The organism is Microbacterium oxydans (genome assembly GCF_000956405.1).
Classification (GTDB): domain Bacteria; phylum Actinomycetota; class Actinomycetes; order Actinomycetales; family Microbacteriaceae; genus Microbacterium; species Microbacterium oxydans_C.
In genome coordinates this window covers 90,844-108,067 of sequence record NZ_JYIV01000017.1, presented here as the reverse complement: position 1 = coordinate 108,067, position 17,224 = coordinate 90,844, and the positions used below count along the sequence as shown (strand labels likewise).

The following is a 17,224-nucleotide window of genomic DNA, read 5'->3' as shown; positions in this document are numbered from 1 at the left end:
GGGGGAGGCAGGGGTGACCATGGCGGCGGCTTTCGGATCGTGGGGCGGGGTGCGGAGCGATGTCGGTGCTGCCGACTTGACGTTCCTGCAAGAAAGTGTAAACGTTTACGCACGAACATCTGCAAAGGAGCACCATGACCACTCCCGTCCTTCTCGACTGCGATCCGGGCCACGACGACGTCTTCGCGATCTGGCTCGCGGCCGGAAACGACGCCATCGACCTGCGCGGTGTGACGACCGTCGGCGGCAACGGCTACCTCGAGCACACCACCCGCAACGCGCGGATCGCCCTCACGGTGGCCGGGGTCACGAACGTGCCGGTCGCCGCCGGGGCCGACAAGCCGCTCACGCGCGAACTCACCCCGGGGGCATGGATCCACGGGGAGAATGCGCTCGGTGGTCCGGTGCTCCCCGAACCCACGGTGCCGCTCGACCCCCGCCACGCCGTCGACTTCCTCGCCGACACGCTCGCCGCATCGTCGGAGCCGATCACGCTGATCCCGACCGGCCCTCTGACGAACATCGCCCTCCTGCTGCAGCAGCGCCCCGAGGTCATGTCGCAGATCAAGGAGATCATCTGGATGGGCGGTTCGACCGGACGCGGCAACGTGGGCGCATACCCGGAGTTCAACGCCTGGGCCGATCCGGAAGCGGCAGCGGTCGTGTTCGCCTCCGGTCTGCCGCTGACGATGGTCGGACTCAACATCTCCCACCAGGCCCTCATCACCGAAGAGGTCATCCAGCGCATCGGGGCCGTCGGCAACGAGACCGCGGCCTTCGGCGTCGAGCTGCTCCGGTTCTTCTGCAGCACCTACGAGAAGGCGGAGGGCATGCCAGAGGGTCCTCTGCACGACCCCATCACCGTGGCGATCGCGATCGACCGCGCCGTCGCCTCCGTGCAGCGCTGCCACGTCGACATCGAGACCACGGGGGAGTTCACCGCCGGCGCGACCTGCGTCGATCTCCACGACATGCTGGGCAAGGAGCCGAACACCGACGTCGCGATCACCCTCGACGTGCCGAAGTTCTGGAACCTGGTGACCGACGCCGTCGGCGCACTGGCGTGATGCTCAGTGCGTAGCGGCGGGAGTCGTCGACTCGGCCACCCGCAGGCTCGGCGCGAGGCGACGGAGCACGTACGGGGCCTCGGGATCTTCCATCCGGCGCACCAGGGCTTCGGTCGCCTCGCGGGCGAGTTCGTCGAACGGCTGCACCACGGTCGTCAGCCGCGGCTCGCATACATCCGCGAGCATCGTCCCGTCGAAGCCCGTCACCTGCACGTCGGACGGAACGCTCCTGCCCGCGCGCTTCAACGCGGCGATGGCGCCGGCTGCGACGAGGTCGTCGCCGGCGATGATCGCATCGGGGAGGGGCCCGCGCGCCAGCAGTTCTTCAACGGCCCTCTCTCCGAAGGAGAGCAGGTACTCCCCGAAGATGTTGTCCTCGCGGGGCAGCGAGCGTTCCCGCACGGTGGTCTCGAACGCGGCCCGTCGTTCACGTCCCACCGAGGTGACGTCGTTGCCGGAGACGAGCACGACTCGACTCGCACCGCGGGAGGTGACGTGGTCGACGGCGAGGTCGATGCCGGCGTCGTTGTCCACTCCCACGAAGTCGGCGGACAGGTCGATCACGCGACGGTCGAGCTGCACCAGTGGCACTCTGCGGGCGGTGTCCGCGACGGCGTCGTACGAGAGCTCGGCATCGGACGGTACGACGAAGATCCCCTCGACACGACGCTCGACCAGCATGCGGAGCCGATCGCGTTCGCGGTCGACCTCGCCGTGCGAATCGGCGATGACCAGGTCGAAGCCCCGGCGCTGAAGATGGTCTTCGAGGCGGTGGATGAGCTCGCCGTAGAAGGGGTTGCTGATCACCGGGACCACGACGCCGATCGTGGCACCGCTGCCCGCCCGCAGTCCGCGACCGATGAGATTGACGCGATAGCCGAGTCGCTCGGCGACCTCGGCCACATGCTCGGCGGTGCGGCCGGAGACGCGGTCCTTTCCGTTGAGGGCCCGCGAGACGGTCGCGATGGACACCCCGGCGGCTGCCGCCACCTCGTGCAGCGTGACCGACGCCTTCTTCACCACGACCCGACCCCCCATCGGTGCCGCCGTCGACACCATCAGTCCAAGATAGGGCGTGCGTAAAGGATTACGCACGCGACCGGCCACCGATCTGCCACCCACCGACCCCCACTCAGACACGAAGAAGTGAGCAATGACCAACCAAACAGAAGCGGTACGCACCTGCACGAACGTGGCGTCGCTGATGATCGCCCTCCTCGCCGCATGTCTCGCCTTCCAGCTCAATGCCAGCATGCTGAGCCCCGCGCTGGTGACGATGGAGCGCGAACTCGCCGCCACCTCCACCGAGATCGCCGCGACGCAGACCGTCTTCTTCACGGCGGCGGCGCTGTTCACGCTGTTCCTCCCTCGCCTGGGGGACCTGATCGGACGTCGACGCGTGCTGGTCGGCATGCTCGTGGTGATGGCCGTGGGCTGCGTCGTCGCGGCGCTGGCCACGAACGTCCCGATGCTGTTCATCGGCCGACTGATCCAGGGGGTGTCGGGGCCGGTGGTTCCGCTCTGCCTGATCATGCTGCGCGCCGCGGTGAAGGACCCGAAGGCGTACGGCACCCTCCTCGGGGTCGTCACCGCCGTCAACGGAGGCATCGCCGGGGGTGACGCCCTGCTCGGCGGATACCTGGCGACGAATCACGGCTTCGCGTCGATCTTCTGGACCATGGCCGGTGTGGCGATCCTCGCCGCTCTGACCGTGCGTTTCCTCGCCCCGGAGACGATGGCCGACGACCGCCCGCGCATGGACTGGTGGGGGTCGCTGCTGCTGGTCGTCTCGGTGGGGTCGATGCTCGTGGCGCTCAACGAGCTCGGCAAGCTCGCCGGTGCAGACCTGCTGCTCGTGATCGTCCTCGCAGTTGTCGCGGTCGCGTCCTTCACCGCCTTCTGGAAGCTCGAGGCGCGGATCGCGCATCCGCTCGTCTCGATCCCCCAGCTGAAGCAGCGCGCCACCTGGGCGTTGAGCGCCACCTCGCTGCTGACCCTCTCGGGGATCTTCGCGATCATGAATGGCGTGGTCCCCGCACTCGCGCAGGACACCGCGATGAACTTGTCCATGAGTGCGGAGGAGGTGTCACTGTGGATCCTGATGCCCTACGCCCTCGCCGGGCTCCTGATGGGTCCGCTCAGCGGCCGACTCGCCGCCACGGTCGGATACCGCACGATGCTGCGCATCGGGCTGGGCGGAACCGTGCTCGTCCTCGGACTCATGGTGGCCAACGTGGAGACCTCATCGCGATTCGTCCTGCTTCTCCTCTCGATCGCGGTCGGCATCACCTACGCCGGAATCGGCAACATCATGCTCAACGGCCTGGGTGTCGTGCTCTCGCCGAAGGATCGCCCGGGTTCGCTCCCCGGTCTGAACACCGGCGCCATCAACCTCGGCGCCGGGCTGAGCTTCGTCGTCATCTACGCCGCCCAGACCTCGTTCGCCTCGGATGAGGTGCCGTCGGGCGGATATGTCGCGGCGCTCATCACCGGGGCCGTCGTCCTCCTCGGCGCGCTCGCCTTCTCGATGTTCATCCCCAAGCCGGTGAGTGCCGAACTGGTGCGCTGAGCGCCCTGTGCACGGAGCCCCCGCCGAGAGCAGCGGGGGCTCCGTCGTGTGGGGCGGGCTCGGGATTCACCCCGCAGCACGATGTGCCGTCGTGTGGGGGCGGGGATGTCCGCCTGCGGTACCACCTGCGAGCTACCGCAGGTCGACGCGGCGGTGTGCCGCTCCCGCGGACGATGGGATCTCACTCGTCCCCCATCGGAAAGCACACCGTGAAATCACACGCCCCCCGCCCCCGTTTCGCTCTGGCCCTGGCTGCCGTCGGACTCAGCACGTCGATGCTTGCGCTCGCCGCCTGTGCATCGCCCGCTCCACCGGCCCCCTCGTCGACGACTACCGGGAAGTTCGACGCCGACACGGTGAAGAAGCTCGATCAGATCCTCGACGAGGCGATCTCGGAACACGACATGCCGGGGGTGACGCTGGCGATCTGGAGCCCGGAGGGCGATTACGTCTCGTCTGCGGGTCTCGCCGATGTCGAGAAGAAGACCGAGATGACCCCCGAGCTGAACCACCGCATCGGCAGCGTCACCAAGACCTTCGTCGTGACCGCGCTGCTCCGCCTCGTGGACGACGGCGCCGTCTCCCTCGACGACCCGATCTCGACCTACGTCGACGGTCTGCGCGAGGGCGACCGGATCACCATCCGCGATCTGGCCGGCATGACCTCGGGTGTTCCGGAGTACACGAACGACAAGGCGTGGCAGGACGCCTACTTCGCCGATCCCTTCGCTCCGCTGACGCCACAGAGCCTGATCGAGGGGATCAAGGACGCGCCTCTGAACGACGAGCCGGGCACGGTGCTGGAGTACTCCAACACCAACACCGTCCTCCTCGGGCTCGCGATCGAGAAGATCACGGGCATGCCTCTGGCCGACGTGGTGCGGAAGGAGGTGACGGACCCTCTGGGGCTGGAGCACACCTTCCTTCCCGAGGGGAACGACTTCCCGGAGCCGCACGCGCAGGGCTACACGGTGCAGACCCCCGACGGTTCCAAGAAGGCGGCGACCGACTGGAACCCGTCGTGGGCGTGGGCTGCCGGCGGGATGATCTCCGACCTCGAAGACCTGAAGGTCTGGGTCCCCGCGCTGGCCACCGGTGAACTGCTGTCGCCGGAACTGCAGAAGGAACGCCTCACCGTCACTCCCGTCTCGCCCGATGACAAGGAATCCGGATACGGCCTCGGACTCTTCCGGCTCGACGGGTGGATCGGACACAACGGCGGACTCCCCGGATACAAGACGGTGACGATCTACCTTCCCGAGAAGGAGATGACAGTGGTCGCCTTCGTCAACTCCGACGTCGACGGTGAATCCGACCTGGGTCCGGGCCTGCTGACGCCCGTCACCGAACTGCTGACCCCCGAGAACGTGTATCAGCTCGGCTGATCGTCCCGGCCCTCTCGCGGTGGAGCGCGGGAGGGCCGCCATCCGCTCTGCGACGATGCCGTCAGCCCAGCGGACCTTCGAGAACCGTGAGGACGTCGACCTCGGTGAAGCCGACCGATCTGTTCAGGGCGAGCATCGGTGCATTCGACGGCGCCGTGTAGGTCTGCAGGAACCGTGACGCCGAGCTCTCCGGGAGGGTCATGAGCAGTCGCAGATTGGCGACCTTCAGGGCCCGGCCGATGCCGCGACCTCGCACCCGTTCCTCGACGAAGGTGTCGTCCTGCAGCGCGATCGTCGGGTCGGGCCGGGAGAGCAGGATCTCGGTGTAACCGACGGCGTTCGCCCCGGTGCGGGCGACGCTGCGCACGAGCGCGTACCCCTGTTCCGACATGCGCTCTTCGTTCCGACGAACCGCTGCGACGTCGGCTGCTGCTGCCGTTCGGGTGAGGTCGCCCATCGGTACGTCGTCCGACATGTGCGTGCGAAGCCGCGCCCAGTCGGCGAGCAGCTCATCCGGACACGCGCCGACCCACGAGACGACCTCGATATCGGGGTGCGCAGCGGGCAGGCTTTCGAGCGTCCCCACGGGCAGCGGCAGGTCGACCACCTGCCGGCTCTCGCGTATACCGACCCGCAGCCCCTCCGACCGCGCGAACGAGACCCCCGCCTCGGAGTACGTCTCGGTGCGCACGAGTGTGGCGGTGCCGCGCACTGCGTCGCGGACAGCGCGGAGCAGGGCGCGGGCGATCCCGCGGCGACGGAAGCGATCGAGGACGGCGATCTCGACGTCGGCCGGATCTCCGGGGTGCACGTGGGCTTCTGCGGCGCCCACCGGCACTCCGTCGATCTCCGCGAGCAATAGCACTGAGATGCGGGTCGGATGCGGGTTCTGGAACTGCCGACGCGTCGCCTCGTCGCTGCGCGACCATACCTTCCGGCGTCCGGCCGCGTATCCGTCGCGGAGGATGCCGTTCCATCGGATCAACAGCGCGGTGTGCTGCGGGTCGACGTGCATGATACGGATATCCATCGAAGGTCGTGAAGCTCTCGGTTCGAAGTCGGACGGGCTCACCCAGGGTGCCATGTGTCGGCACCGATCGCCCGGCTCTGGGGCTCCCGGGTATCTGAGAGCCTGGATGCAGGAGCTGTCCCCGACGACGAAGTGGTGAGCGATGAGCGGATCTGACACCTCGGCGGTCACGGTCGAGGCGGCGCCGATGCGGTGGTCGCCCTGGTGGCTGGCATCCGGAGTGCTGTTCATCGGCTCTGCCCTGATGGGGGCCTTCCGCAGCCTCCCCGGCTCGCTCAGCGGGGATGCGCTCGTCGGGATATCGACCACGGCAACCGTGGCGTTCAGCCTTGCGCTCGTCGCCGCCGGGATCGGAGCCCTGCGCCGCGACGACACCCTGCGGCTGCCCCAGTCCGTCGTCGTATCCCTCGTCCTCCTCGCCCTGTGGCTGCCCGCCGGGCCCCCGCTGCTGACGGCCTCGTTCGACCTCACATCGGCGGCGCCTCTCTTCGTGAACGCGCTCGTGGAGCTGGCGCTGTCGGGGACGATCGTCGCCGGTGTCCTGCGCAGCACGCTCGTGACGCCCTGGAGATTCATCCCGGCGATCGCGCTCGCCGCGGTGGTGCTGGGCTCGCTGATGGAGGTCGCCGTCATGTCGGGCGGCGTATCCGACCAGAACGCGATGATCACGGTCTCCAACGTGCTGATCCTCACGCGCATCCTCGCCACCGGAGCCCTGGGCGCCGTGGCGCTCCGGGCCGCGCGTGCTCGGCCCGGAGCGGTGGTCGTCTTCGGCGGATGACCCTCAGGCAGTGATCGTCAGGCGGCCGAGACGTATCCCTTCGAGGAGTCGTCGTCGACCAGCACGTAGGTCAGCACGCCATCCGCGTGCTCGCCCGTCTGTCTCCATACCCGTTCGTGTGCTCCGGTGGCGTAGTCGAGCACGATCCACTCCGGGGCGTGCGGGTCGCGACGTCCGACCACGTAGGACGTGCTGCCGAGGCCGACGGAGCCGAGCTGGGCGATGAACTGATCGCCGTCCAGCGTCTCGGGCGGAGTGCGGCACAGCTCGGTCGGGCGGATGCGCATCGTCAGGTCGGCCTGCCCGCTCCGGCCTCTCATGCGACGTCTCCGGCGCGCACGCCGAGCTCGCTGGTGTCGTTGAGTCCGTGCGCGTCGAGGTAGGCACGGATCGTGTCGTGCACGATGCGGATCTGCGCCTCGTTCCCCATCGCGGCCTGCATCGCTCCCATCGTGGGGGCCGGCTTGCCGTTCACGCGGTCGAGCGCTTCCCAGACGATGTCCTCGCGGGAGCCTCGGCCCATCGAATGCGGCATCGAGCTGAACACCGGGTTCGGCTTCCAGCCGTCTCGGGTCTCCTTCATCAGTGCTTCCTCTCGTCTCGCCGGGCGCCGTCGGATGCGGGCGCACTCGGTCCTGTGCGTGGGCGCGCCGAAGCCACCCGGGGCGATGTGCCCCCGATGGACGGCATGCTCGTCCTGCGGCCAGGTGCCTTCCCGAAGAGCTGTCGGATGTCGATGAAGGGAAGGACGATCTGGCCGTCCGGTTCCCTCTGACAGTACCACGTTATTTTTAGTCATTCAAAATAAGTGCGGGGTGCGTCACGTGATCGATACGACGAGAAGGCCCGATCCGTGAACCGGATCGGGCCTTCTCGTCTCGCGTGGGTCAGCTGCGCGGTGCGTCGTTCCACGACCAGATGTCGTCGCCGCGCAGCACGGCATCGGCTCCGCCGTCGCAGTAGATGGTCTGGCCCGCCATGTGGGTGTTGGCCGGGCTCGTCAGCCACACCAGCAGCTCGGCGATCGAGGAGGCCGGCTGGTGGTAGTTCAGCGGCATCGGCACGGCCGCGTCGACCTGCGCCAATCCCTCGGGGCTCGCGAGCAGACCTGCGGTCATCGCCGTGATGACGGTTCCCGGCGCGACGGCGTTCAGGGGGATGCCGGCTCCGGCCCATTCCTCCGAGACGGATGCGCGACGGACCCACCGCGACAGCGCGCGCTTGCTCGACGAGTAGTTCAGGAACCCGCCCTCCGGCGTGGCGGCGAGCTGGTCTCCGATCTCGAGCGCGAGGTTCTCATCGCCGCTCAGTGCTGCATCGACGAGATCTGCCGAGACGGGCTGCAGCGACGCCATCGAGGAGACCACCGCGGCACGGGGCTGGTCGGCCAGGCTCAGGCTCGGCAGCAGGGCGGTCAGGAACTCGGTCACACCGAAGTAGTTGATGGCCATGGTCTTGGCGATGGGGGCGGAGATCCCGGCGCACGCGATGACCGCGTCGATGTCTCCGTCGGTGGCCGCGATCACCGCGTCCGCGGCGGCGAGCCGGCCCGAGGGTGTCGACAGATCGCCCGTGACCTCCACTCCGGCCAGATCGACGCCGATGACCGAGTGTCCCTGTGTGCGCAGCAGCTCGGCGGTTGCGGCGCCGATACCGGATGCGGCGCCGGTGACGACATAAGTGCGGGTCATTTTTCCTCCAGGGGTGATGGGACGGGATCGGGCGACCGGGATATGGTCGCGAGCGTCGCCCCGGGAAGGGCGGCGACGAAACGGCTGAGGTGGGCCTGGAACTGCGTGATCTCCTGAGCGGACCACCCCGCAAGGGCGCCGCCGACCATCTGCTGCCCGGCGTCGACAAGGCGCGCATACGCCGCCCGCCCGGCATCAGTCAGCTGCACGTCGACCGTGCGTCCTGATCGGATCCGGTCGAAGAGCCCTCGAGCGGACATGCGCGATACCAGCTTCGAGGTGGTCGGGCGCGACAGTGCCGCCCGATCCGCCAGCCGGCCGAATCCGAGGGAACCGCCGCTCATGCCGACCAGATACAGGGCCCGCACCTCGAGAGCGTCGAGGGAGTCGTCGACGCTCTCGGCGATCCGTACCTGCAGCTCGCTCTGCGTCCATTCCGTGACCACTCGGACCAGCGAGTCACGGATGTCATCGAGCTCATCGTGGACAGCCATGACTCCATTGTAACAGCTCAGTTGCGTGAGGCAACTGTTGTCGAGGGACATTCTCGTCGGGCGAGGGTCACCCTCGTCTACGAAGTGTCGTGAGCTAGCTCCGGGGCGTCAGGTGCACGAACCGTCGACGTCGCAGGACTCCTCCCCGGACCGCTCCGCCCCACCGGTGATCGACGAGGCGTCGTGAGGAGTCCTCTCCACGAGAAGCCGCCCCAGGTAGGTCCCGAGCGCCAGCTCGTCCACGGCGCCGAAAGCGATCTGCCGCACGCGCCCTTCCCTGTCGACGATCATCATCGACGGTGTTCCTCTGAGGCCGTAGCGCTGCATGGTGGCGGGGATGGCCTGGCCGTCGATCGGGCGGTCGATCGCCACCGGGAACTCGATCCGGTACTCCGACAGGAATACCTCGAGCGCCTCCCTCCCCATGACCTCGTGATGCTCGAACACCGTGTGCAGCCCCAGGACCACGAGCTCGCTGCGGTCGAACATGCCGTGGAGGCGCTGGGCGAGAGGGAGGCCGTGGCTCACGCATCCGGGACACAGCATCTGGAAGGCCTCGATCACCACGACCCGCCCGCGGAGCGACTCCGGGCTGACCGGAGCGCTGTTCACCCATTCCGATACGTCGAGGGTGAAGTCCGCCGTGTCGGTGGGCGACTCAGGCATGCGCGTCCTCCTCGCGCACCGGCAGTCGCTCGGCCACGTACTCGGTGAGATCCGCCAGGCGGTTCGAGTACCCCCACTCGTTGTCGTACCAGGCCGAGACCTTCACCTGATCGCCGATGACCCGGATCAGTCCCGCATCGAGGATCGACGAGTGCGGGTCCGCGACGATGTCCGCGGAGACGATCTCCTCCTCGGTGTAGCGCAGGATCCCCTTGAGCAGTCCCTCGGCAGCGGCGCGGTAGGCGGCCTTCACCTCTTCCACCGTCACGGGCCGCGAGGCGGTGACCGTCAGGTCGGTGATGGATCCGGTGAGAACCGGCACACGCAGCGCGAAGCCGTCGAGCTTGCCCTCGAGTTCGGGGATGACTCGCCCGATCGCCTTGGCCGCCCCGGTGCTGGTCGGCACGATGTTGACGCCGGCTGCCCTCGCGCGACGCAGATCGGAGTGCGGGCCGTCCTGCAGGTTCTGGTCGGCGGTGTACGCGTGAACCGTGGTCATCAGACCGGCCTCGATCCCGAATGCGTCGTGGAACACCTTCGCCACGGGGGCGAGGCAGTTGGTCGTGCACGAGGCGTTCGAGATGATGTGATGCTGCTCGGGATCGTAGGTGTGCTCGTTCACACCCAGGACGAACGTTCCGTCGTCGCCCGTCGCCGGCGCCGAGATGATCACCTTCCGGGCGCCGGCATCGATGTGCTTCGCGGCGAGTTCCGCCTTCGTGAAGAACCCGGTGGACTCGATCACGATGTCGACGCCGAGCTCGGCCCAGGGCAGGCGGGCCGGATCGCGCTCCGAGAACACCCGGATCGCCTGTCCGTTGACGAAGAGGTGCGTCTGGTCATGCTTCACGGGGCCGGCCATGGTGCCGTTCGCCGCGTCGTACTTGAGCAGGTGCGCGAGCGTGCGCGTGTCGGTGAGGTCGTTGACGGCGACGACCTCGAGATCCGAGTGCTTCGCGAGCAGGGCTCGAAAGTAGTTCCGCCCGATGCGACCGAAGCCGTTGATGGCGATCTTGGTGGACATGGTGCTCCCTCCCGTGCCGGATTCCGGCGGTGTGTGACTTTTGGCCTATGCCAAAAATATCACGATGCGCAGACACCGGCGCGGATTCTGTCCCCGTGAAGGCGGACCAGGGAAGCCGTGTGATCCAATGCCGGAATACCGAGGGTCGAGAGCGGATGAGAGCAGAGGATGATGATCGATCCGGAGAGCCAGAGAAGAGGAGTACATGAACAGCAGCCGAGGTTTCGTCGACAGCATCGTGCGCTATCCGGTCAAGGGGCTCGCCGGTGTGCCGACGCTCGACCCCGTTCGTCTCGAGCCCGGTCGTGGTCTGCGCGGAGACCGAGCATTCGCGATAGCCCGTCGCGACTCGACTCCGAGCGCCACGGGATGGCTTCCCCGCGAGCACTTCTTCCACCTCGCCCGCCACGAGCACCTCGCCCGCATCTCGCTCGGACTCGTGGAGGAGGGATCGGAGTCCTCCACCTTGGTCGTCGAGACGTCGGAGGGTATGGCGCGAGGAGAGCGAAGGTCTTCGCCCTCCGGCGAGGTCGGGGCGTTCGATTCGACCGCCATCGACGACCTCCTGCGTCGGACCCTCGGGGCCGATCATGGCGAGGCCCGCCTGGTCGAGGCCGCATCCGAGGGGCTCTGGGATTGGGAGCACGCGCACGTGTCGATCATCAACCTCGCGACTCTCGAAGAGCTGGCGCGAGAGGCGGGTATGCCCGTCGATCGTCGCCGCTTCCGGGCCAACCTCTACCTCACCGGGCTGGCGCCGTTCGAGGAGTTCGAGCTCGTGGGAAGACGCATCCGCGTCGGGGATGCCGAACTCGAGATCTTCCAGCCGACCGACCGCTGTCGCGCCACCACCATCCGCCCTGTCGACGGGGTGTCCGACCTCAACGTTCCCAGCCTTCTGGCCGCTCGCTACGGCTACGCGTACTGCGGCGTGTATGCGCGGGTCGTCGGCGGAGGCAGCGTCCGCCCGGGTGACGCGGTCCGCGAGGAGACCGGCGCCGTCGCCTCCCTGGAGGGCAAGCCCGGGTGGCCGCGTGCTGCCCGGGTGCTGGCCAAGGAGGACGAGTCGGATGATGTCGTCAGCCTGTGGCTCACGGACCCCCTCGATCTGCTCCCGAACGCTCTTCCGGGAACCCACGTGCGGGTGCACCTTCCCGACGCCCCGACCCCCAACTGGCGGTCGTACACGATCTCCGGAACCGCGCCGGGTCGGTTCCGCATCAGCGTGAAGCGCGACGGGCGGGTGTCGACCATGCTGCACGACGCCCACGCGGTCGGCGACACGATACTCGTGTCGGGGCCGCACGGCGTCGGAGGCGACGATGCGTCTCGGGACCTTCTGCTGGTCAGCGGAGGCATCGGTATCACTCCCTCCATGGCTCTGCTCCGCTCGCGCGTCGCGCAACGTGCAACAGGACGTGTACGAGTGGTGCACAGTGCGCGCAGTTCGACGTCCCTGCCGTTGTGGGAGGAGGCGTGTCGGGCGGTCGCCGAACTCCCGGACGCCACGGCACGGCTCCATGTCACAGACACGCCACCGCCCGAGCGTTGCGATGGTTTCACCGCCGTCGGCGGGCTGATCGACGCCGACGCCCTCGCATCCATCGTGGCCGAGCTGGATCTCGACCGCGCGGACGCCTCGGTATGCGGTCCACCGACGTTCGCCGCTCATATGCGCGCCCTGCTCGAGCGATCGGGATTCGCTCCCGACCGCATCCACGTCGATCTGTTCTCCTCTCCGGCGAGTTCGGAGTGGGGACCGCCGCGTGCCCCGCGCGCCGACCTTCCACTGCGGATCGAGTCCGCTGCGGGCTCCTTCGTGTGGGAGCCCGCGGCGGGAAGCCTGTTGAACGCCGCCGAGAGAGCAGGTCTCGATTGGCCGAGCGAGTGCCGCGTCGGCGTCTGCGGTACGTGCGTGCGCACCGTGACCCACGGCGAGTTCGAGTATCTCAACGAGCCGTTGTGCGAGCCGGGACCAGGGCGCGTCGCCGTCTGCAGCGCTGCACCACTGACCCCTCTGCGCCTGGACGGCGCACCTGCCGGAAGCTGAAACCGGAGGGGTCCTGGCCCGGGTCAGCTCAAGAGCACCACGAGGTACACCGCGAAGGTCACGAGGTGCGCGGCGCCGTGCATCGCCGTCACCCGCTTCGCGGCGAAGGTCGTCACCGACAGCAGCAGCGTGACACCGAGCATCAACAGGTTGGCCGGAGACTCCGCGAGCACCACTGTCTGGCCGGTGAGCATGCCGATGATCAGCACGGCGGGGATGGTGAGTCCGACGGTCGAGACGAGTGCGCCGTGGCAGAGGTTGTTGACGCGCTGAGCTTCTCCGCCGAGAGCGGCGCGCACCGCGGTGATCGACTCGGGGAGGAACACGATGCCCGCGATGAGCACGCCGGCGAGGGCGACCGGAGCACCGAGACGGCCCAGACCGTCGTCGAGCAGCGCCGCCATGTCGTGCGACAGGAGAACGATCGGGATGACGGTGACCACCAGCAGGGCGAGGCGGACGAGGACCTCGGTGCGATGCTTCGCGAGGACGTCACGGATGCCCTCCTGCGTCTCGGTCTTCTCCTGCCGGTGCGAGCTCTGCAGCAGGCGCGGGTCGACCTCGGTGAAGTCGTCTGCCTGCGCGCCCATCTGCCGGTAGAGGAAGAACGCGTAGAGCGCGAGGGTGAGCACGATGATCGGGATCTCCTGCGCCACCGTGTATGAGCCGTCCGTGCCGATCAGGGCGGGGAGGCCGAACGCGAGCGCGACGAGCACGACCAGCATGGACAGGTAGGCCGAGGTGCCGGTGCGGTTGTGGGCCATGCCGCGGTGGCGGAGTCCGCCGACGAGGAGGGCGAGCCCGATCACGAGGTTCAGGATGATCATCGCGACGGCCATGACCGAGTCGCGGGCGATGGTCGCGTGCTCACCTGGTCCGAGCATGACGGCCGAGATCAGGATGACCTCGATCATCACGATCGAGAGCGTCAGGACGAGCGAGCCGTAGGGGTCGCCCAGCCGATGCGCGAGGGCTTCGGCCTGCTTCACGACGCCGAACGCGCAGACGAGGATCACCGCGATGATGACCGCGAGCGCGACGATGAGCACCGGGGTGGGCACGGGAGGCGCCAGCACCGGGTGCAGGAGAAGGAGGGCGGCGAAGGCTCCCCATCCCAGGAGGACACGGACGATGTCCGTTGGGCCGATCAACTGTTTCAGTTCCGTGCGTGACATCGCCGGACTCCTTCGAGGTGGGGCCGTCCCCGAATGATCAACACGACCGGGTCGTCCCGGTCGCAGCGCTGAGGGAGCGCAGTGCATCTGATGGTACGCGGTCGATCACGAGGGCGGCCTCGCCATCGACGGCGCGGAGTCTCACTCCGGAGCGGAGGATTCGGAGAGGCTGCGGATGTCGCGCTCCACCTCGCGGCGGAAGGTCGATTCCCGACGTCGACGGCGCTCGATGCACACGCATTGCGCGGTCGCCCACGCGAGGAATCCCGTGGAGAGGAGTAGTTCGAGCCAGATCCCCTCCGGGCCGACGCTGAGGGCCGCAGCGCTGACCATCGCGAACGAGGCGCTGCACAGCACGAGTGTGGCGCGGGCGGCTCGGGGTTCGCGGGATGCGATCCAGACTGGCCACGCGGATGAGTGATTCACGGGAGACTCCTGTCGGGGTCGTCCCCGGTCGGTCTCACCGTCGGGGGTCGTCCCCCGCCGTCGTGTCCTCCCCAGGGTAGCAAACACGGCCCGACGATGGCCGCACCCGTGGAGCCGTCCGTTCTCTGGTAGCTTGGCGGCAGGTTCGTTCCTGAACCGGCGGACGAGGGCGCAGTACCCGCACAGCGACAAGACTGACCAGAAGGTCGTCTCGTGTTGCCCTGTGCGTGTGGAACCACCCCGAATCTCGCTCGCCGTCCCCCGTGGACGCCTCTTCGTCGCGCCCGTCGACGGATGTCTCGCGCTGCCGATCCGTCGCGCGCGTTCCTGCATGCGCAGCCTCACAGCTCCCTGGCCCGCCACGACCGAAGAGGACCGCACCATGTCACGTGAGTCTCCGACTCTGGATCCCGTCGCGCAGAAGAAGGAGCCGCCCCTCGGCGGACGCTTCGTCGGTGCCGCATCGAACTACATCGACGAACGCACCAGCGTCTCCGGACTCCTCAAGGAGCTGAGTCGAAAGGTCTTCCCCGACCACTGGTCGTTCATGCTCGGCGAGATCGCCCTGTGGAGCTTCGTCGTCGTGTTCCTCTCCGGCACCTTCCTCACGTTCTTCTTCCAGGCCTCGATGGTGCCGACCCATTACACGGGCGCCTACGCGCCGATGCGAGGGATGGAGATGACAGCTGCCTTCGACTCGGCTCTGCGCATCTCGTTCGACATCCGTGGGGGACTCCTGGTCCGCCAGATCCACCACTGGGCGGCTCTCGTCTTCGTGGCGGGCATCGGTCTCCACATGCTCCGGGTGTTCTTCACCGGTGCTTTCCGCAAGCCCCGTGAGCTCAACTGGGTGATCGGCTTCATCCTCTTCATCCTCGCGATGGCCGAGGGCTTCACCGGGTACTCGCTCCCCGACGACCTGCTCTCCGGCAACGGTCTGCGCATCATCGACGGCATGATCAAGGGTCTTCCCCTGATCGGCACCTGGACCTCGTTCATGCTGTTCGGCGGCGAGTTCCCCGGGACCGACATCATCGGGCGGCTCTACACGCTGCACATCCTCATCCTTCCGATGCTGGTGATCGCGCTGATCGTCGTGCACCTCATGCTGATGATCATCAACAAGCACACGCAGTTCGCCGGCCCCGGCCGCACGAACGACAACGTCGTGGGTTACCCGATGATGCCGGTCTACGCGGCGAAGATGGGCGGCTTCTTCTTCATCGTCTTCGGCGTGATCGTCGTACTCGGCACGTTCTTCCAGATCCTGCCGTTCTGGATCTACGGCCCGTACGATCCCTCGCCGATCTCGGCCGGCACGCAGCCGGACTGGTACATCGGCTTCGCGGACGGAGCCCTGCGTCTCGCACCCCCGAACTGGGATGTCGTGATGTTCGATCGCACCTGGTCGTTCGGGATCATCGTCCCGGTCGCCGTCATGGGCCTGTTCATCGTCACGGTCGCGGTCTACCCCTTCCTCGAGGCGTGGGTCACGGGCGACAAGCGCGAACACCACATCGCCGAGCGTCCCCGCAATGCCGCGACGCGCACCGCGATCGGGGTCGCCGGCATGATCTTCTACGCCGTGCTGTGGGCGGCAGCGTCGTCCGACCTCATCGCCACGCACTTCATGCTCACGATGGAGGGTGTGATCCACTCGCTGCAGGCGCTGCTGTTCCTGGGGCCCCTCTGCGGCTACTTCATCACGAAGCGCATCTGCATCGCGCTGCAGAAGAAGGACCGCGAGATCGTGCTGCACGGCTTCGAGTCCGGCCGTATCGTCCGCCTCCCTGGCGGCGAGTTCGTCGAGGTGCACCAGCCCGTCGACGAGTACGACCGCTGGAAGCTCATCGACGTTCACACCTACGAGCCGCTCGTGGTGCGTCCGAACGCGAAGGGTCGCATCCCGTGGACGGAGAACCTGCGCTCGGCGGTATCGCGCTGGTTCTTCGAAGACCGATTGGTGCCGCTCACGCAGGCCGACATCGACGCGGTCGACGGGCACCACGGGGGGCCGAACAGTTCAGTTGGAAAACGATCCGAACCCGAGGTCGGGGCGAGTGAGAATGCCGACTCCCGAGAAGGCTGACCGCTGGCGGCCGAGCGCGACGCACGCACTCGCCGTGTGCGGCGTCGCGCTCGGCTTCCTGCTGGGCGGTTTTCCGGGAGCGTTCGGAGTCTTCATCGTCGTTGTCGGCATCGCCGCGGTTCGCCGCGCAGGCCGACAGCAGGCTTCTATTCCGAGATTGGAATGCACCTTCCTCATTCTGGGCGGAGGCGAGGTCGCGATCGCCGCGATGCGCTTCCGGGTAGGCGACGGAGATCCGGAGCGGATGACGGAGCATCTGCGTGGGCGCGGATGGAGCCTCCTCGAGCCACCTCTCGAGGGGCCGCTCGGGGCGTTCGGTCGTGTCGGCGTCGCTTTCCAGGGGGACCGGAGTCTCGCGGTACGCGACCTGCATGGTCGCGGTGCGGCGCCGACCCTCTTAGCCGATCGCGTCAGCGCCCTGCCGCCGGGATGGGGGCGGGCGGCGCAGGAATCGGGCTACGTCCTCCTTCTTGTCGACGATGGCGCGGAGCCGGGCGCGGCGCCGGCGCTCGGAACCTATGCGGTTCTCGAAGGACTGGGTTCTGCCGGCGAGCGGCGAAGGAAATTTCCCGGTCAAGGGTAAATTTGACTTCCTCTGGTTTCTCACTATGGTCGGAGGTTACGCCAGCCACTGAAGGGGAAGCGAGACACCATGTCCGGAAAGACCAAGAAGGCACCGCAGCTCACGCTCAAGGAGAAGCGAGCCGCGAAGCGCGAGAAGAACGCGCCGGCCGAGTTCATCAAGCCCCGCAAGGGCGCGAAGGGCTGAGCGGACCC

Annotated in this window: 17 protein-coding genes and 1 riboswitch; of the genes, 7 read left to right on the top strand and 10 right to left on the bottom strand. The window is 67.7% G+C overall.

The features are described 5' to 3' along the window. Positions 1–134: 134 nt before the first annotated feature. Positions 135–1,067, top strand: a complete 933-nt coding sequence (locus tag RN51_RS03685) for a nucleoside hydrolase (RefSeq protein ID WP_045262681.1) — start codon at positions 135–137, stop codon at positions 1,065–1,067. A gap of 3 nt (positions 1,068–1,070) precedes the next feature. Here RN51_RS03685 and RN51_RS03680 read toward each other — a convergent pair whose 3' ends face one another. Further along, complete coding sequence (locus RN51_RS03680) at positions 1,071–2,126, bottom strand: LacI family DNA-binding transcriptional regulator (RefSeq protein ID WP_052674567.1); 1,056 nt, start codon at positions 2,124–2,126, stop codon at positions 1,071–1,073. Between the two features lie 94 nt (positions 2,127–2,220). On the opposite strand from RN51_RS03680, the gene RN51_RS03675 reads away from it, so the two are divergent. After that, the gene (locus tag RN51_RS03675) at positions 2,221–3,636 is read left to right on the top strand and encodes an MFS transporter (protein WP_045262680.1); all 1,416 of its coding nucleotides are present in this window, start codon (positions 2,221–2,223) and stop codon (positions 3,634–3,636) included. A gap of 209 nt (positions 3,637–3,845) precedes the next feature. Continuing rightward, positions 3,846–5,021, top strand: a complete 1,176-nt coding sequence (locus RN51_RS03670) for a serine hydrolase domain-containing protein (protein WP_197073173.1) — start codon at positions 3,846–3,848, stop codon at positions 5,019–5,021. A 61-nt stretch (positions 5,022–5,082) separates the two neighbouring features. Here RN51_RS03670 and RN51_RS03665 read toward each other — a convergent pair whose 3' ends face one another. Then, positions 5,083–6,051 (bottom strand): GNAT family N-acetyltransferase, encoded by a 969-nt coding sequence (locus tag RN51_RS03665; protein WP_045262679.1) that lies wholly within the window; start codon positions 6,049–6,051, stop codon positions 5,083–5,085. A gap of 142 nt (positions 6,052–6,193) precedes the next feature. Between RN51_RS03665 and RN51_RS03660 the strand changes: the two genes are divergently transcribed. Beyond that, a complete protein-coding gene (locus RN51_RS03660; protein WP_045262678.1) occupies positions 6,194–6,832 on the top strand; it encodes a hypothetical protein in 639 nt (212 codons plus the stop codon). Between the two features lie 17 nt (positions 6,833–6,849). Here the strand turns inward: RN51_RS03660 and RN51_RS03655 are convergent, their stop codons facing one another. The 6 genes from RN51_RS03655 to gap all read right to left on the bottom strand — a co-directional run bounded on the left by RN51_RS03655 (position 6,850) and on the right by gap (position 10,707). Further along, entirely contained in the window at positions 6,850–7,152 is a 303-nt protein-coding gene (locus RN51_RS03655; protein ID WP_045262677.1) for a hypothetical protein, read from the bottom strand. Next, positions 7,149–7,415, bottom strand: a complete 267-nt coding sequence (locus RN51_RS03650) for a hypothetical protein (RefSeq protein ID WP_045262676.1) — start codon at positions 7,413–7,415, stop codon at positions 7,149–7,151. Before RN51_RS03650 ends, RN51_RS03655 begins: the two co-directional genes overlap by 4 nt. A 304-nt stretch (positions 7,416–7,719) precedes the next feature. Beyond that, entirely contained in the window at positions 7,720–8,523 is an 804-nt protein-coding gene (locus RN51_RS03645; RefSeq protein WP_045262675.1) for an SDR family oxidoreductase, read from the bottom strand. Then, the gene (locus RN51_RS03640) at positions 8,520–9,017 is read right to left on the bottom strand and encodes a MarR family winged helix-turn-helix transcriptional regulator (RefSeq protein ID WP_045262674.1); all 498 of its coding nucleotides are present in this window, start codon (positions 9,015–9,017) and stop codon (positions 8,520–8,522) included. Before RN51_RS03640 ends, RN51_RS03645 begins: the two co-directional genes overlap by 4 nt. 108 nt (positions 9,018–9,125) lie before the next feature. Further along, positions 9,126–9,683 carry a peroxiredoxin family protein gene (locus tag RN51_RS03635; RefSeq protein ID WP_045262673.1) on the bottom strand — a complete coding sequence of 186 codons (558 nt, stop codon included), beginning with the start codon at positions 9,681–9,683 and terminating at the stop codon, positions 9,126–9,128. Further along, positions 9,676–10,707, bottom strand: coding sequence for a type I glyceraldehyde-3-phosphate dehydrogenase (gene gap / locus RN51_RS03630; RefSeq protein ID WP_045262672.1), 1,032 nt, complete (start codon positions 10,705–10,707; stop codon positions 9,676–9,678). The genes RN51_RS03635 and gap overlap by 8 nt, the downstream gene beginning before the upstream one ends. A gap of 205 nt (positions 10,708–10,912) precedes the next feature. Between gap and RN51_RS03625 the strand changes: the two genes are divergently transcribed. Beyond that, complete coding sequence (locus tag RN51_RS03625) at positions 10,913–12,757, top strand: MOSC domain-containing protein (RefSeq protein WP_045262671.1); 1,845 nt, start codon at positions 10,913–10,915, stop codon at positions 12,755–12,757. 23 nt (positions 12,758–12,780) lie between these two features. Here RN51_RS03625 and RN51_RS03620 read toward each other — a convergent pair whose 3' ends face one another. Then, positions 12,781–13,932, bottom strand: coding sequence for a calcium:proton antiporter (locus RN51_RS03620; protein WP_045262670.1), 1,152 nt, complete (start codon positions 13,930–13,932; stop codon positions 12,781–12,783). A gap of 141 nt (positions 13,933–14,073) precedes the next feature. Continuing rightward, positions 14,074–14,358, bottom strand: a complete 285-nt coding sequence (locus tag RN51_RS03615; protein WP_045262669.1) for a hypothetical protein — start codon at positions 14,356–14,358, stop codon at positions 14,074–14,076. 138 nt (positions 14,359–14,496) lie between these two features. Continuing rightward, positions 14,497–14,561: riboswitch (guanidine-III (ykkC-III) riboswitch) on the top strand. A 179-nt stretch (positions 14,562–14,740) separates the two neighbouring features. Between RN51_RS03615 and RN51_RS03610 the strand changes: the two genes are divergently transcribed. Continuing rightward, positions 14,741–16,447 carry a cytochrome b gene (locus RN51_RS03610; protein ID WP_082066344.1) on the top strand — a complete coding sequence of 569 codons (1,707 nt, stop codon included), beginning with the start codon at positions 14,741–14,743 and terminating at the stop codon, positions 16,445–16,447. Then, entirely contained in the window at positions 16,425–17,030 is a 606-nt protein-coding gene (locus tag RN51_RS03605; protein ID WP_045262668.1) for a hypothetical protein, read from the top strand. Before RN51_RS03610 ends, RN51_RS03605 begins: the two co-directional genes overlap by 23 nt. Positions 17,031–17,224 lie beyond the last annotated feature (194 nt).

What these genes read in the sequence shown, in the direction of transcription:
- RN51_RS03685 (WP_045262681.1), top strand. Translation starts at nt 135, where the DNA reads ATGACCACTCCCGTCCTTCTCGACTGCGATCCGGGCCACGACGACGTC.
- RN51_RS03680 (WP_052674567.1), bottom strand. Translation starts at nt 2,126, where the DNA reads ATGGTGTCGACGGCGGCACCGATGGGGGGTCGGGTCGTGGTGAAGAAG.
- RN51_RS03675 (WP_045262680.1), top strand. Translation starts at nt 2,221, where the DNA reads ATGACCAACCAAACAGAAGCGGTACGCACCTGCACGAACGTGGCGTCG.
- RN51_RS03665 (WP_045262679.1), bottom strand. Translation starts at nt 6,051, where the DNA reads ATGGATATCCGTATCATGCACGTCGACCCGCAGCACACCGCGCTGTTG.
- RN51_RS03660 (WP_045262678.1), top strand. Translation starts at nt 6,194, where the DNA reads ATGAGCGGATCTGACACCTCGGCGGTCACGGTCGAGGCGGCGCCGATG.
- RN51_RS03655 (WP_045262677.1), bottom strand. Translation starts at nt 7,152, where the DNA reads ATGAGAGGCCGGAGCGGGCAGGCCGACCTGACGATGCGCATCCGCCCG.
- RN51_RS03650 (WP_045262676.1), bottom strand. Translation starts at nt 7,415, where the DNA reads ATGAAGGAGACCCGAGACGGCTGGAAGCCGAACCCGGTGTTCAGCTCG.
- RN51_RS03645 (WP_045262675.1), bottom strand. Translation starts at nt 8,523, where the DNA reads ATGACCCGCACTTATGTCGTCACCGGCGCCGCATCCGGTATCGGCGCC.
- RN51_RS03640 (WP_045262674.1), bottom strand. Translation starts at nt 9,017, where the DNA reads ATGGCTGTCCACGATGAGCTCGATGACATCCGTGACTCGCTGGTCCGA.
- RN51_RS03635 (WP_045262673.1), bottom strand. Translation starts at nt 9,683, where the DNA reads ATGCCTGAGTCGCCCACCGACACGGCGGACTTCACCCTCGACGTATCG.
- gap (WP_045262672.1), bottom strand. Translation starts at nt 10,707, where the DNA reads ATGTCCACCAAGATCGCCATCAACGGCTTCGGTCGCATCGGGCGGAAC.
- RN51_RS03625 (WP_045262671.1), top strand. Translation starts at nt 10,913, where the DNA reads ATGAACAGCAGCCGAGGTTTCGTCGACAGCATCGTGCGCTATCCGGTC.
- RN51_RS03620 (WP_045262670.1), bottom strand. Translation starts at nt 13,932, where the DNA reads ATGTCACGCACGGAACTGAAACAGTTGATCGGCCCAACGGACATCGTC.
- RN51_RS03610 (WP_082066344.1), top strand. Translation starts at nt 14,741, where the DNA reads ATGTCACGTGAGTCTCCGACTCTGGATCCCGTCGCGCAGAAGAAGGAG.
- RN51_RS03605 (WP_045262668.1), top strand. Translation starts at nt 16,425, where the DNA reads ATGCCGACTCCCGAGAAGGCTGACCGCTGGCGGCCGAGCGCGACGCAC.